Annotated in this window: 14 protein-coding genes; all 14 read left to right on the top strand. The window is 45.6% G+C overall.

The genetic code is table 11. From position 1 onward, the window contains the following. Window positions 1–293 precede the first annotated feature (293 nt). A complete protein-coding gene (gene nirD / locus M1F25_RS05370; protein WP_094961062.1) occupies window positions 294–608 on the top strand; it encodes a nitrite reductase small subunit NirD in 315 nt (104 codons plus the stop codon). A 2-nt stretch (window positions 609–610) separates the two neighbouring features. Further along, window positions 611–919 carry a recombinase-like helix-turn-helix domain-containing protein gene (locus M1F25_RS05365; protein ID WP_004257971.1) on the top strand — a complete coding sequence of 103 codons (309 nt, stop codon included), beginning with the start codon at window positions 611–613 and terminating at the stop codon, window positions 917–919. A 57-nt stretch (window positions 920–976) separates the two neighbouring features. Continuing rightward, a complete protein-coding gene (locus tag M1F25_RS05360) occupies window positions 977–2,017 on the top strand; it encodes an aromatic ring-hydroxylating oxygenase subunit alpha (protein WP_094961061.1) in 1,041 nt (346 codons plus the stop codon). Then, window positions 2,010–2,765 carry an SDR family oxidoreductase gene (locus tag M1F25_RS05355; protein ID WP_094961060.1) on the top strand — a complete coding sequence of 252 codons (756 nt, stop codon included), beginning with the start codon at window positions 2,010–2,012 and terminating at the stop codon, window positions 2,763–2,765. Before M1F25_RS05360 ends, M1F25_RS05355 begins: the two co-directional genes overlap by 8 nt. A 33-nt stretch (window positions 2,766–2,798) precedes the next feature. Continuing rightward, on the top strand, window positions 2,799–3,575 hold the full coding sequence (locus M1F25_RS05350; protein ID WP_004257979.1) for an IclR family transcriptional regulator: 777 nt from the start codon (window positions 2,799–2,801) through the stop codon (window positions 3,573–3,575). 109 nt (window positions 3,576–3,684) lie between these two features. Then, window positions 3,685–4,602 (top strand): VOC family protein, encoded by a 918-nt coding sequence (locus M1F25_RS05345; RefSeq protein WP_094961059.1) that lies wholly within the window; start codon window positions 3,685–3,687, stop codon window positions 4,600–4,602. A gap of 4 nt (window positions 4,603–4,606) precedes the next feature. Next, window positions 4,607–5,824, top strand: a complete 1,218-nt coding sequence (locus M1F25_RS05340; protein ID WP_181489410.1) for an NAD(P)/FAD-dependent oxidoreductase — start codon at window positions 4,607–4,609, stop codon at window positions 5,822–5,824. Window positions 5,825–5,845: 21 nt separating this feature from the next. Continuing rightward, window positions 5,846–7,126 carry an MFS transporter gene (locus tag M1F25_RS05335; protein ID WP_112307768.1) on the top strand — a complete coding sequence of 427 codons (1,281 nt, stop codon included), beginning with the start codon at window positions 5,846–5,848 and terminating at the stop codon, window positions 7,124–7,126. Between the two features lie 25 nt (window positions 7,127–7,151). After that, on the top strand, window positions 7,152–7,664 hold the full coding sequence (locus M1F25_RS05330; protein ID WP_405127798.1) for a cupin domain-containing protein: 513 nt from the start codon (window positions 7,152–7,154) through the stop codon (window positions 7,662–7,664). A gap of 15 nt (window positions 7,665–7,679) precedes the next feature. Next, window positions 7,680–8,519: an alpha/beta fold hydrolase gene (locus M1F25_RS05325; protein WP_181489683.1), complete on the top strand. Its 840-nt coding sequence runs from the start codon at window positions 7,680–7,682 to the stop codon at window positions 8,517–8,519. Between the two features lie 10 nt (window positions 8,520–8,529). After that, window positions 8,530–9,324, top strand: a complete 795-nt coding sequence (locus M1F25_RS05320; RefSeq protein ID WP_004257995.1) for an SDR family oxidoreductase — start codon at window positions 8,530–8,532, stop codon at window positions 9,322–9,324. Window positions 9,325–9,335: 11 nt separating this feature from the next. Beyond that, window positions 9,336–10,127 carry an aspartate dehydrogenase gene (locus tag M1F25_RS05315; RefSeq protein WP_112307766.1) on the top strand — a complete coding sequence of 264 codons (792 nt, stop codon included), beginning with the start codon at window positions 9,336–9,338 and terminating at the stop codon, window positions 10,125–10,127. Between the two features lie 13 nt (window positions 10,128–10,140). Then, window positions 10,141–11,610 carry an aldehyde dehydrogenase gene (locus tag M1F25_RS05310; RefSeq protein ID WP_112307765.1) on the top strand — a complete coding sequence of 490 codons (1,470 nt, stop codon included), beginning with the start codon at window positions 10,141–10,143 and terminating at the stop codon, window positions 11,608–11,610. Window positions 11,611–11,651: 41 nt separating this feature from the next. Continuing rightward, complete coding sequence (locus M1F25_RS05305; protein ID WP_181489408.1) at window positions 11,652–13,295, top strand: thiamine pyrophosphate-binding protein; 1,644 nt, start codon at window positions 11,652–11,654, stop codon at window positions 13,293–13,295. Window positions 13,296–13,334 lie beyond the last annotated feature (39 nt).

The following is a 13,334-nucleotide window of genomic DNA, read 5'->3' as shown; positions in this document are numbered from 1 at the left end:
TAATTTATATATTGAGCTTATTATTCTATAGACTATTTTTCACATTTCTCCATGACTTCCTTCCCAAACACCATAAACGAGTAGTCCTATTTGAATAAACCTATCGAAAGTTTCTCATATGAAACCAAACTCCATCATAACCTCGACACACCCCACATTTTGAAACGAATATTTTACATATAGTCAACATTTGATTGACTAATAATCACCCATACAATTAATCTGGTTTTAAATAAAAAACAATGTTTCACATATGAAACAAAATGTTACAACACATTCAAAAGGAGAAAACCATGAGCTGGATTGCTGTCTGCGATGTCTCACAAGTTCAAGAAGAATTTCCTTTTTCAGCCAAAGTTGATGATGCCGAAATTGGGATCTTCTTAGTTGAAGACCAATATTATGCCTTAGAAGATGTTTGCCCACATGCCTATGCCCTGTTAAGCCAAGGTTTTGTTGAAGATGGCAAAGTGGAATGCCCATTACATGAAGCCGTTTTCGATATTAAAACGGGTAAATGTTTACGCGAACCTGGTGGGCGAGATCTCAAAACCTACCAGACACGCATTCACGATAACCGAATCGAAATCAGTTTGATTGAGGAGTAGAAATGGAACCTATTCAAAATATTAATCCGTATTTACCAGCAAATAATCAAATTATCCCAGCACGAGAAGGTGGTAAAGGCAGTATCCAAGCGCCAGGAAGTGCACCGAATATCGTTTGGCAAACACGTTCACGTATGCCTGATGAGTATGAAAACAAACTCATTTTTGCACTGGAAACGCTATTCGCTGCTGGCACTGAATCACTTGAAGAATTAGTTAGTGCATTAAATCAACAGCAATTATATGACCGACAAGGGCAACCTTGGTCCACAAGCAGTTTCCGCGAATTTCTTCTCGTCAATGGTTACTAGCACATTGTCATACTAAGAAAAGAAAACAAAAACACCTTTGATAAACGGAAGCAAATGATGATGACAAATACACAACTTCAAAACTACCAAGATTATCTGGATGTCGGATTACGCGGGCAATGGTACCCCGTATTATCCAGCTGGGAAGTCAGTAGTAACCCTATCGGTATTACTCGCTTAGAAGAACAAATCGTGCTTTGGCGTGATGATAAAGGCCAAATTCATGCTTTAGAAGATAGATGCCCTCACCGTGGTGCCCGTTTATCAATGGGTTGGAACTTAGGTGAACGCATTGCCTGCTGGTATCACGGTGTCGAAGTCGGTGGAGATGGCATCGTTAAAGATGTTCCAGCGGTCAGTCAATGCCCTCTTGAAGGTCAAAAATGTTTAAAAACCTATCCCGTTCAAGAAGTCCATGGTGCCATTTTCCTCTATTTTGCGGTAATTGACGGTGAAACGCCTCCCACCCTCGAATTTCCTGAAGAATTAGCTGATGACGAAAACCACAGCAATTTCCTCTGTACCGCATCGTGGAAGTGCAATTACCAATATGCACTCGAAAACGTGATGGACCCAATGCATGGCACCTATCTCCATTCATCATCACACTCAATGGCAGAAGGTGACAAACAATCAGAAATGATCCTAGAAGCAACAAAAAATGGCTTTATTTTCCGTAAAAATGACCAAATAGGTGTCAACTTTGACTGGGTGGAATTCGCGAGTACGGGTGCAAATTGGCTGCGTTTATCTATCCCATATCAAAAACGCTTCGGCCCTGGTGGGCACTTTTGGATTATCGGCATGGTCGTACCTGAAGACCGTCACCATACTCGTGTTTTCTTTTGGCGTATTCGCAAAGTGAAAGACTGGCAACGTGATTTATGGCGCTTTATGTACCGCAACCGCCTAGAAGGACTGCATTGGGATGTTTTAGAACAAGATCGCATTATTTTAGAAAACCTCACACCAAATGCACGTGATAAAGAATTTCTTTATCAGCACGATGTGGGTTTATCCCGCCTACGCCGCATTATGCAACGCGAAGCGAAGAAGCAGTTTGACTTAATCAACAATAAGGAAACTGAAAATGCATGATATCTTGGCAGGAAAACGCATTGTAATCACAGGAGCCGCAAGAGGGCTTGGCTTGAGTTTCGCACAAGCCGCCGCAGAACAAGGTGCTCAAGTTATCTTGTGTGACATCCTAGAACAACGATTACAAGAAAGTGTCGAGTCCTTACAACAACAAGGGTTTGAAGCCCAAGGTGTTTCTCTCGACTTAGCGGATCCTGACTCAATCACTCATGCATTAAACAGTATTGGTCAACAAGGCGCAATTGATGGGCTGATTAACAATGCGGCTCTGGCAACCGGAGTGGGTGGGAAGCTGCTCGACGAATATGACTTGGCGCTATGGGATAAGGTCATGACAGTGAACGTCAGAGGAACGTGGCTAGTCACCAAAACCGCTCTCCCCTTTTTAAAGCAGAGTTCCCGCGGCAAAATTATCAATATTGCCTCTGATACCGCACTTTGGGGAGCCCCCAAGCTAATGGCTTATGTCGCCAGTAAAGGGGCTATCATCAGTATGACACGCTCAATGGCACGTGAACTCGGTGTTCACCGTATTTGCGTCAACGCAATTGCGCCAGGGCTCACTAAAGTCGAAGCGACCGAATACGTTCCCGCTGAGCGCCACCAGCTATATGAAAATGGCAGAGCATTACAAGGAGAGCAGATGCCCGAAGACGTTACGGGAACCGCTTTGTATTTGCTTTCGCCCATGGCCGATTTTGTCACAGGCCAGCTAATCCCAGTTAATGGTGGCTTTATTTTTAACTAATTTCGCCATTCAGTCGGTAAAGAGGTGAGGACCATGAATTCAACGTGTAAATATCTAGTACCCGGTTTGGAAAAAGGGCTACAGCTTCTTCTGTTACTCGCTCAACAGCATCGCGAATTGACATTTGCAGAGATCCTCCGCTTAGTCGATATGCCCAAAGCAACGGCTTACCGTGCGATCCAAACCTTAGTGCACTTGGATTTCCTCGTCCAACATCCACGTACTGGAGCATTTTCATTAGGCCGCAAAGTACTCAGCCTTGGTCTTGGCTATATTGCATCACTCGATTTAACCCAGTTAGGCCAGCCCATTATCGAGCAACTCAGAGACCGAAGCCAATGTAACAGCCATTTAGTCATTCGAGATGGTCGGGACATTATTTATATCGCCAGAGTCAGTGGCGCAGAATCAAAGATTAACCATGTTAGCGTAGGCACGCGTTTATCAGCGCACCGAACCTCACTGGGTCGAATGCTACTCAGCGGGTTAACTCGCGCTGAATTTGATGCGCTTTACCCTGATGATGAACTCCCCGATAACGCAGGCTGTAAGCAGGAATTTTGGCAAATGATCCAAGCTGACAAACTGCGAGGCTATGTGATTGGTGAATCATTTTACCGTCGGGGGATTTCATCCATTGTTTACCCTGTTTATAACCAAACGAATGGCGTAGAAGCGGTAATTAGCATCATGGTGCCAATGAGTAGCATCCCTGCACAAGAGTGCCGGCGATTACAAAATGAAGTGAGCTATGCAGCCCAAAAACTCACTGAATTTATTGGTGGCATGAGCCAAGCAAAAGCCGTTTAGCGTTAACCAAATATCATCCACACATTTTTAGGTTTATTGCCATAAGCCTCAGGTTCTTTTTGTCCAAAAAAACCTTTGGCAATAACACCAATCGATAGAGGACTTTACAATGTCAGTGATTGGAATAGAAAAATTAGAATTTGGTGTTGAAGATATCCCTAGCTGCCAGAAATTTTTACATGATTTTGGCCTCAAAGCGGCCTCTGATAACGCCTCGTTATTCACGACCTTATCTGGTGCAGAAATACAGTTATTTTCACACCAAGACCCAAATCTGCCAGCCCCTTTTGAAGCGGGTTCAACACTGCGCCGCATTACATGGGGTGTTGAAAACTTGGATAAACTCCAAGAGATCATTGAGAAAATTAGACCTTGTGATGGCTTTCAACTGACGCCAGATGGCGCACAATGCCGTGACCCAAATGGCATGACTGTCGCTTTTACCATCAGTAAACAAAAAACGGTTGAATTAGAGGTCACCGCTATCAACCAATGGGGGGATATTCGCCGCATTGATAAACCTAGCCCGGTTTACGAAAAAGCCACCCCTATTAACGTCGGCCACGTGGTGTTCTTTGTTGATGACTTACCTTCTACAGAAGCGTTCTATCGCCAAAAACTGGGTTTTCAAGTTTCTGACCGTTATATCGACCGTGCCGTCTTTTTACGGACACAAATAAACGGTTGCCACCATAACCTGTTTTTGCTGAAGCTTCCTCATCGTGGCAGCGGCCTCAACCATGTCGCTTTTACGGTTCGTGATATCCATGAAGTGATTGGCGGCGGCCTAGCAATGAACCGCCATCAATGGAGCACCTTTATTGGCCCAGGCCGCCACCCTATCTCATCCGCTTACTTTTGGTATGTCAACAGCCCAACAGGTGGTGCTTTCGAATATTACACCAATGATGATTACCTTACCGATAAGTGGCAACCGCGCGAACTGGAACATTCCTTAGTTTCATTTACGGAATGGGCTGTAGAAGGCGGTCTCGATTATGAAACTCGCCGCCAAGTTAAGGAGTAACACCATGAGCTCATTAATCCAAGGCGGTATTGTCATTATCGGTGGGGGCCAGGCTGGTGGCTGGGCGGCAAAAACCCTACGAGATGAAGGCTATCAAGGTATTATTTCGGTGATCAGCGATGAAAACCATGATTTTTATGAGCGCCCACCGCTGTCTAAAGCGGTACTGACGCAGGAGAGTTTTTCGTTATCACGTTTATTCAGCGAACAAGAAACTCATGCCTTAAATTTACAATGGTTTCGCCCACTACGTGCCACCAAAATTGATGGCCAAAACCAATACGTTCATTTAAGTGATGGCCGTGTCATTACGTTTGACAAATTACTGCTTGCAACAGGTGGCCGACCTCGCTACCTGTCGAGTCGTTGGCAGCAACACCCTCAAGTATTCGCCTTGCGTTCATGGGATGACGCTCAGAAATTACGCACTGCACTATTATCAGCACAAAAAATTGCCATTATTGGCGGTGGTTGGATTGGCTTAGAAGTCGCTGCTTCCGCACGAAAAATGGGTATTTATGTCACAATTTTTGAGCGGCAAAGCCGATTGTGCGAACGCAGTGTACCGCAAAATGTTTCAGAGGCTCTGGCACTACGCCATACACAAGCGGGCGTTCATGTCATAACCGATTGTGGTGATATCGAACTTGGCGAGCCAACAACAACCGGATTACAAATTAGTTGCCAAAAGCAGCCTTCGAAAAACTTCGATCTCGCTGTTATGGGGATTGGTGTTGAATTAAATCTCGAACTAGCCAAAGAAGCAGGGCTTGATGTTACCCACGGTATTGTGATTAATCACCAAGGGCAAACTTCTCACCCCAATATTTATGCTGCGGGGGACGTCGCTTGCCATCCCACACTATCTTTATGTTTACAGTCATGGGCTTATGCTCAAAACCAAGCCATCACCACAGCAAAAGCCATGCTAAATCCGCAGTCTGAAGGGTTCAATGAACTCGCTTGGTTATGGTCAGATCAATACCAGGACAACATCCAAATTTTAGGTGTCCCAACCTCACAAAAATTAAATCATATTCAACGGCATACTCCTGATTCAGAGGTTCATTTTGCTTTAAATGAAAGCAATGAATTGGTGCAAATGATTGCATTTAATGATGCTCGTGCCATCAAGCTAGGTAAACGTTGGATACAAGGCCACCGCAAATTGGACCCTTCACAACTTGCTGATCCCACATTTTCACTAATGTCACTGAAATAGTGTTCAGCAAGGAGAAATCTCATGGCTAACCAGACTATAACCTTACGAAATTCAGAACCTGATCAAATCGAGCAAGATGTTCCTGAAAAGATCAATTGGTTGATCCCAATCGGCCTGTTTTCCTGTGTGTTACTAGCTTTCTTCGACAAAATTAGCATTGCGGCTCTATTTTCTGACGAAAAATTTCAGCAAGCGCTGGGAATTGATTTTGACCCAACCCGTTTGGGATTACTGATGAGCGCATTTTTATTCGCTTATGGTGTTTCTTCCATGTTACTAAGCGGCATTGGTGATAAATTTCACCCCACTAAAATGCTGTTATTTATGATCAGTAGCTGGTGTTTCCTCATGATTTTTATGGGATTCACACACCACTATGGCACGATGGTTTTCTTACGCGTGTTACTGGGAATTGCCGAAGGGCCTTTGCTGGCAATCGCTTATGCCATTGTGCGCCGTACCTTTCCGCCAAAAATGCAAGCTAGAGCCACTATGATGTGGTTATTAGGCACACCGTTAGGCGCAGCGTTAGGCTTTCCTATCTCATTGTATTTACTTAATAACTATGGTTGGCAAAGTACATTTTTTGTCATGGCCGCCTTTACTGTCCCCGTTTGGTGGCTTGTGGTGATTGGTATTCGCCATCCCAACTTAGTCAATCGCCAAGCACAAAATAAAAATACAGCGGGTGAAGCACTGCCTGCCGAGCAACTGGCCGCGATGCGAGCCCATAAAAAACGCTTATTCCAAAATAGCCATTTTTGGATTATCTGCATGTTTAATATTGCTTTTCTTATCTACCTTTGGGGGATGAATGGTTGGTTACCTAGCTATTTAATTAAAGGTAAGTCTATCCACTTGGAACATGCAGGGATCCTGTCATCCCTTCCCTTTATCGCCATGTTATTTGGTGAGGCTATCGGAGCATGGTTATCAGATCGCTACGATCGCCGCGCACTCGTTTGTTTTATTTCATTACTTGGTGCCGTCCTAGGTCTTGCTGGCGTGTTATTTCTCACTGGCACCTACAGCATCATTCTTATGATGGCGTTTAGCATGTTTATGTGGGGGGCAGGCGCACCAAATATCTTTGCCCTACTCGCAAAAGCCACACAAAAACAAGTCAGTGCATTAGCAGGCGGTATTTTCAATGGGTTAGGAAACCTGGCCGGCGCTGCTGCACCGCTGGCAATGGGGGTTCTTATTACTGTCACTCACACTATGGATAGCGGGTTGTTATTTATCGTCGTCATAGGTTTATTCGGCAGCTTGTTACTAGTGCCTTTACTGAAAAAATATTAACTCATTTTTTATTGGAGATAACACCATGTCACAACCGCAAATCAAACCACAAGATATTCCAATGGCTCAATGGATTGAATCGCGCATCGCTCGCCTTGAAGGGCGCAAATATGATTGGAATGCCCTGAAATTCCAAGCGGATTACGACCCTAAATATCGCCGCGCACAAATGCGCTATATCGGCACTGGCGCAACGGGTGTCTCTAGCGATGTTAATACCGTTCCCGCAGAGAACTTTACCTTCTCTACCATGGTTCTTCCTGCCAAGTGCGAAGGCCCATTACACCTGCACCCCGATGTTGAAGAAGTGTTCTTTATGTTGAAAGGCACCATCACGTTGTTTGTAAAAGATGGCAATGAGGAATATGAAACGGTTCTCAAGGAGCGTGACCTGATTTCAGTTCCTGCGGGTATTTATCGTGGCTTATTTAACCACGGGGAAGAAGAAGCCTTAATGTGCGTCATGATCGGTACACCAAAACCGGCGATCCCGACATATCCCGAAGATCACCCTTTATCAAAAGTTAAACGTAACTAACAGGAGTCGTCAGTGATGAATTTGCTCAATAAAAAACTCCCAGAACCACAGGTGGCAGACTTTGGGCCATATCGCCTAAGTTGGCGGGAAGCCGGCCAAGGACACCCTGTCGTATTACTGCATGGTATCAGCTCTGGTTCTGCTTCATGGGTAAGCCAACTGATGAGCCCATCACTGACAGACCATTACCATCTCTATAGCTGGGATGCTCCCGGCTATTTAGAAAGCCGTGATCTAGAGACGACAACACCTACCGCAATTGATTACGCAAATGCATTAAATGCTTTTATTGATAAATTAGTCTTATCACCCATCGTGTTAGTGGGGCACTCCCTTGGCGCCATAATGGCAAGCGCTTTTGCAGCGCAATATCCCAATAAAGTGAAAGGCTTAATATTAGCGAACCCCGCGCAAGGTTATGCCACAAAATGCCCTGACCAACAAAAGCAAGTTTACCAACAGCGACAAGATATTGTTTTTAGTTCCGGTATTGAGGCATATGCGCAAAACCGTGCTGCTACGCTGCTATCGGCCAACGCAACTACCGAGAAAGTCAATTGGGTTCAACAGAACATGAAGAAGCTCAACCCCACAGGTTTCTTAGCTGCTGCGTGGATGCTAGCTCATGATGACATCAGCCAATATTTAAATCGCTATGATGGCCCATTGGAAATACTGGTTGGCACAGAAGATACCATTACGCCACCAGCACAAGTAGAACGACTCGCACGACAAAAAAACTGCCCTTACTTTCTGATAAACCAAGCGGGACACGCCAGTTATTTAGATGCGCCAGACGCCTTTAACCACCACTTACAACAATTTTTAGAGACGTTCTATTGCCAAGCCGAATAAAGGAAGACTCATGAATTTACAGTTAAATAACCGTGTTGCTGTCGTGACAGGAGGAAGCTCCGGCATCGGCTTTGCAACCGTCAAACTCTTACTGGATGAAGGCTGTAAAGTGGCATTCTGCGGCCGTGATCAAGACAAACTCCAGCAAGCACTCACAACATTACAAGAGCTCTACCCCCAAGGGCATTTTATCGCACACTCTTGTGATGTTCTTGATAAAACACAAACCGAAGCCTTCGCAAAACAGGTTCATCAGCAATATGGCCAAGTCGATATATTGATTAATAACGCAGGGCAAGGCTATGTCGCAAGCTATAGCGATACCCCCGAAGAAGCGTGGTTACATGAAGCCCAACTCAAACTATTTGGTGTGATTAACCCCGTGAATGCTTTTTTGCCATTCTTAGAACTATCAAATATTGCTTCTATTACCTGTGTCAATTCACTGCTGGCCTTACAACCTGAACCGCATATGGTCGCCACCTCGGCAGCTCGAGCAGCACTATTAAACATGACACTAAACTTGTCGAAAACACTGTTACCTAAAGGGATCCGCGTGAACTCTATTTTACTTGGCATGGTAGAGTCCGACCAATGGCGACGTCGCTTCGAAAATCGCACTGACAAAAATCTCGATTGGGAACAATGGATTGGCGATATCGCTAAAAAACGAGGCATACCAATGCAACGTTTAGGAAAACCCGAAGAGCCCGCTCGTGCCTTAGTCTTTCTAGCCTCCCCCATGGCGTCGTTTACCTCGGGTGCCGCTTTAGATGTTTCAGGTGGCTTTAGCCATCATATTTAAAGGATTTAATGATGAAAACACTCATGTTGATTGGTTATGGTGCAATGGCGCAAGAAGTGATTACTCGCTTACCTGATGAGATAGCCCTACGTTACATTGTTGCCCGGCCCCATCACCATCAAGCCATTTTGGAACGCTTTAAAGGGGCCGTTACACCTATCGATAGCCTTGATAATAATATCGTTCCCCCTGATTTAGTGTTGGAGTGTGCGGGGCACCAAGCCGTTAAGCAATATGCACCAACGGTACTAGAAAGAGGCTGGACACTGGCCATTATCTCTACAGGTGCACTTGCAGACACGGACTTTGAACAACACTTGGTCGCCTTAACCCAACGCCACCACAGCCAATTGATCCCACTGACTGGCGCTGTTGCAGGGCTTGATGGCTTACGTGCGGCAAAAGAAGCCAATATCACTCAGGTGACCTACCAGTCACGTAAAAGCCCCGCAAGTTGGCGCAATGGTGCGGCTGAGCGTTATGTCGATTTGTCACAAGTGACACAGCCTACGGTGTTCTTTAGTGGCAGTGCTCGTGAAGCGGCTCTGAATTTTCCCGCAAATGCCAATGTCGCTGCCACTGTCGCGCTGTATGGCATTGGGATGGATGCCACACAAGTTCAATTAGTTGTTGACCCGAACACCACACACAATTCACATCGCATTGATGTTATGGGTGATTTTGGTCATTTCTGTATTGAACTCAATGGAAATCCTCTCCCCTCCAACCCGAAAACATCGATGTTAGCCGCCTTAAGTGCTGTTGAAATTTGTCGTCGTATCGCTGGGCAGCAAGCTATTTAATAGGAGCCAAATAATGAACAACATGGATATTTTTGTTGGTGGTCAATGGCAGCAAGGTCGCGGACCTGAAATGCAGTCGCGTTTTCCGGGAAATAACCAAGTGGTTGCCACCCTCAACAGTGCAAGTTTGGAAGATGTCGAAGACGCCGTGATTGCAGCTGATATGGCCTGGAGGATGCCTTCTTGGCGCAACCTTCCCGCTCACCAACGGGCGGCTATCTTATACAAGGTTAGTCGCTTAATTGATGAAAACTGCGAAGCATTAACCCAATTACAAACCTTGGATAACGGCAAGCCTTGGGCAGAAGCGCGTGGCTTAGTAATGAGCGCAGCAGCAACTGCTCGCTACTTTGCCGCGGTTTGTGAAGTCTCAGGTGGTGAGCTTCCGCCTCGCCGCCAGCCAGAACTGATGACCATAAGTACTTACCAACCCATTGGCGTGATCGCCGCAATCACGCCATGGAACTCCCCAATTGCCAGTGATATGCAAAAAATTGCCCCAGCAATTGCTGCCGGTAACGCAGTCATCTTAAAACCTGCGGAAGCCACACCTCTAATTTCATTAAAATTAGCTGAGCTATTTGAGCAAGCGGGTTTACCCAGCGGCCTATTGAGCGTGCTCCCGGGTAAAGGTTCGATTGTCGGTGATGCACTGGTTCGCCACCCTCTGGTGAAAAAAATCTCCTTTACGGGTGGCACCAATACGGGACGACAACTGGCTCACATTGCGGCAGATAAACTTATCACCACGTCACTCGAACTTGGGGGTAAATCCCCAACTATCGTGTTGTCAGACGCTGACCTTGATATTGCTGCACACGGTGTTTGCTACGGTATCTTTAGTTCGATGGGGCAAGCCTGCATCGCGGGTTCGCGCCTGTTTGTGGCTAAAGATATCTACTCATCTTTTATGGAAAAATTAACGCAACTGACCCGCAACCTGATTATTGGTGACCCAAGGCAAGAGCGCGTTCATTTGGGGCCATTAATCTCCCCTTCGCACCGAGACAGCGTCAGAAACTATGTCGAACAAGCCGTACAACAAGGCGGGAAGATCCGTATTGGTGGAACTGCACCGGCTGACCCTGTACTCCAAGATGGCAACTATTTTTTACCGACGATTATTGAAGGCTTAAATAACCAATCTACTGTTTGCCAAGAAGAAATTTTCGGTCCCGTACTCGTCGTTATGCCATTTGATGATGAAGACGATTTAATTCAACAAGCTAATGATTCTGTTTATGGGCTTGCAGCAGGTATTTGGACAAAAGATTACACCCGGGCGTTTAAGCTCGCCGATGCGCTTGATGTCGGTACCGTTTGGGTTAATACCTATAAAGTTTTTTCTATTTCAACGCCATTTGGCGGCTTTAAAGAAAGTGGCATTGGCCGTGAAAAAGGCCTTGAAAGCCTCAAAGCCTATATGCAACAAAAAAGCCTATTTCTGGCACTTAACCCACAACCAAACCGTTGGTGTGAATAGCAAATCCGTCACCGGATTATGGCAGCATTGAGGAGAATAAAATGTCTGAAATGATTACAGTTGGCGAAGCTATCGCCAGAACACTCGAACAATACCAAGTCACAACGGTTTATGGGGTTATTTCAATTCATAATTTACCCATAGCAGATGCTATCGGGCGCCGAAAAGTGATTGATTTTACGCCAAGTCGTGGGGAGGCAGGAGCCGTTACCATGGCGGATGCACATAGCCGTTTTAGTGGCTTAGGGGTGGCGTTAACCAGTACGGGAGCAGGAGCTGGGAATGCTGTTGGCTCAATGATTGAAGCCATGAATGCATGCTCCCCCATGATCCATATTACTGGGCAAGTTGAAAAAGCTTATCTGGATATGGACGCAGGGTTTATTCATGAAACCCATGACCAACTCGGCTTTTTACGTTCGAGTTCTAAGCTAGCTTTTCGTGTTCATACCCCCGAACAAGCCGTTGCCACTCTACATAAAGCCATTCAGGTTGCTCAAACGATACCTTGCGGCCCTGTCTCTATCGAAATTCCAATTGATATTCAAAGTGCGCAAGTGCCATTATCTGTGCTCAGTGTGCCACTTCCCCCTTCTACGCTGCCTGACTGTTGTACATCGCTAGTCAATGCAATTTGGGATAAACTTCAACACGCTACACAGCCTCTATTATGGGTTGGCGTAGGTGCTCTACAAGCAAAAGATGCTGTCAAACGCCTTGCTGATGCGGGGATTGCCGTCATCAGCAGCACCCATGGGCGAGGTATTTTATCGGATGACCACCCATTCAGCTTACGTGCTTTTCATAATGCAGATTCCATTGATGCATTACTGCGTTCATGTGATTTAACCATCGTCGCTGGCTCGCGTTTACGCAGTAATGAAACCAAAACATGGTCATTACCTTTGCCACATCCCATCATACAAATCGATATAAACCCACTCGCAGCCAATCGCAACTATTTAGCCGACTTAACCGTAACTGGGGATTGCAAAAGTTTACTTGAAGCACTTGCCGATAAAATTGAACAAGCCAAGCGCCCTATCTCTACTCAGTGGAAAAAACAAGTGCAAGAGGCCGTACAGCAGGCAGAAGAGCAACTCAGGCAACAATGTGGCCCTTATAGCCAACTCAGTGATGCCGTGGAGCAAGTCTTACCGAGTAACGGTATTTTTGTCCGAGACATTACGGTATCAGGGAGTTTATGGGGAAGCCGTTTACTCAAAGCGACCCAACCAATGCACAACATTCACTCATTAGCCGGTGCGATTGGTCTAGGACTCGCTATGGCAATTGGCAGTGCCAAAGCAAATCCGAATGTGCCTGTTATTGGCTTAGTGGGTGATGGCGGGTTAATGTTAGGCATAGGTGAATTGGCCACCATGGCACAAGAGCAGCTCCCCATTGTTCTGATTATTATGAATGACCAAGGTTATGGCGTAATGCGAGGTATTCAGGAAAAATATTTTTCAGACCGCCAATACTATAATGAGTTACTCACGCCTTCATTTAGCCAACTCGCTCAATCGATGGGGATTCAGGCATTTACGATAGATAAAGCTACAGATTTCGAATCAACACTACGCCAAGCCGTCGATTTGAAGCAACCTGTTGTCGTTGAAGTGTTAATGAATAGCATTGGCAAAATGAATTTCTCAGGCCCACCACAGAAAAAATTATTTTAACTTTCAAACTAATACGGGTGGCACAAGCCACCCTACTTC

This window comes from Providencia sp. PROV109 (assembly GCF_033681625.1).
GTDB lineage: Bacteria > Pseudomonadota > Gammaproteobacteria > Enterobacterales > Enterobacteriaceae > Providencia > Providencia hangzhouensis.
Note: the sequence above shows the minus strand (reverse complement) of the source record. Positions and strands in the feature narration are given on the sequence as shown.

Coding starts and splice junctions, on each gene's coding strand:
- nirD (WP_094961062.1), top strand. CDS start 294: ATGAGCTGGATTGCTGTCTGCGATGTCTCACAAGTTCAAGAAGAATTT.
- M1F25_RS05365 (WP_004257971.1), top strand. CDS start 611: ATGGAACCTATTCAAAATATTAATCCGTATTTACCAGCAAATAATCAA.
- M1F25_RS05360 (WP_094961061.1), top strand. CDS start 977: ATGATGACAAATACACAACTTCAAAACTACCAAGATTATCTGGATGTC.
- M1F25_RS05355 (WP_094961060.1), top strand. CDS start 2,010: ATGCATGATATCTTGGCAGGAAAACGCATTGTAATCACAGGAGCCGCA.
- M1F25_RS05350 (WP_004257979.1), top strand. CDS start 2,799: ATGAATTCAACGTGTAAATATCTAGTACCCGGTTTGGAAAAAGGGCTA.
- M1F25_RS05345 (WP_094961059.1), top strand. CDS start 3,685: ATGTCAGTGATTGGAATAGAAAAATTAGAATTTGGTGTTGAAGATATC.
- M1F25_RS05340 (WP_181489410.1), top strand. CDS start 4,607: ATGAGCTCATTAATCCAAGGCGGTATTGTCATTATCGGTGGGGGCCAG.
- M1F25_RS05335 (WP_112307768.1), top strand. CDS start 5,846: ATGGCTAACCAGACTATAACCTTACGAAATTCAGAACCTGATCAAATC.
- M1F25_RS05330 (WP_405127798.1), top strand. CDS start 7,152: ATGTCACAACCGCAAATCAAACCACAAGATATTCCAATGGCTCAATGG.
- M1F25_RS05325 (WP_181489683.1), top strand. CDS start 7,680: ATGAATTTGCTCAATAAAAAACTCCCAGAACCACAGGTGGCAGACTTT.
- M1F25_RS05320 (WP_004257995.1), top strand. CDS start 8,530: ATGAATTTACAGTTAAATAACCGTGTTGCTGTCGTGACAGGAGGAAGC.
- M1F25_RS05315 (WP_112307766.1), top strand. CDS start 9,336: ATGAAAACACTCATGTTGATTGGTTATGGTGCAATGGCGCAAGAAGTG.
- M1F25_RS05310 (WP_112307765.1), top strand. CDS start 10,141: ATGAACAACATGGATATTTTTGTTGGTGGTCAATGGCAGCAAGGTCGC.
- M1F25_RS05305 (WP_181489408.1), top strand. CDS start 11,652: ATGTCTGAAATGATTACAGTTGGCGAAGCTATCGCCAGAACACTCGAA.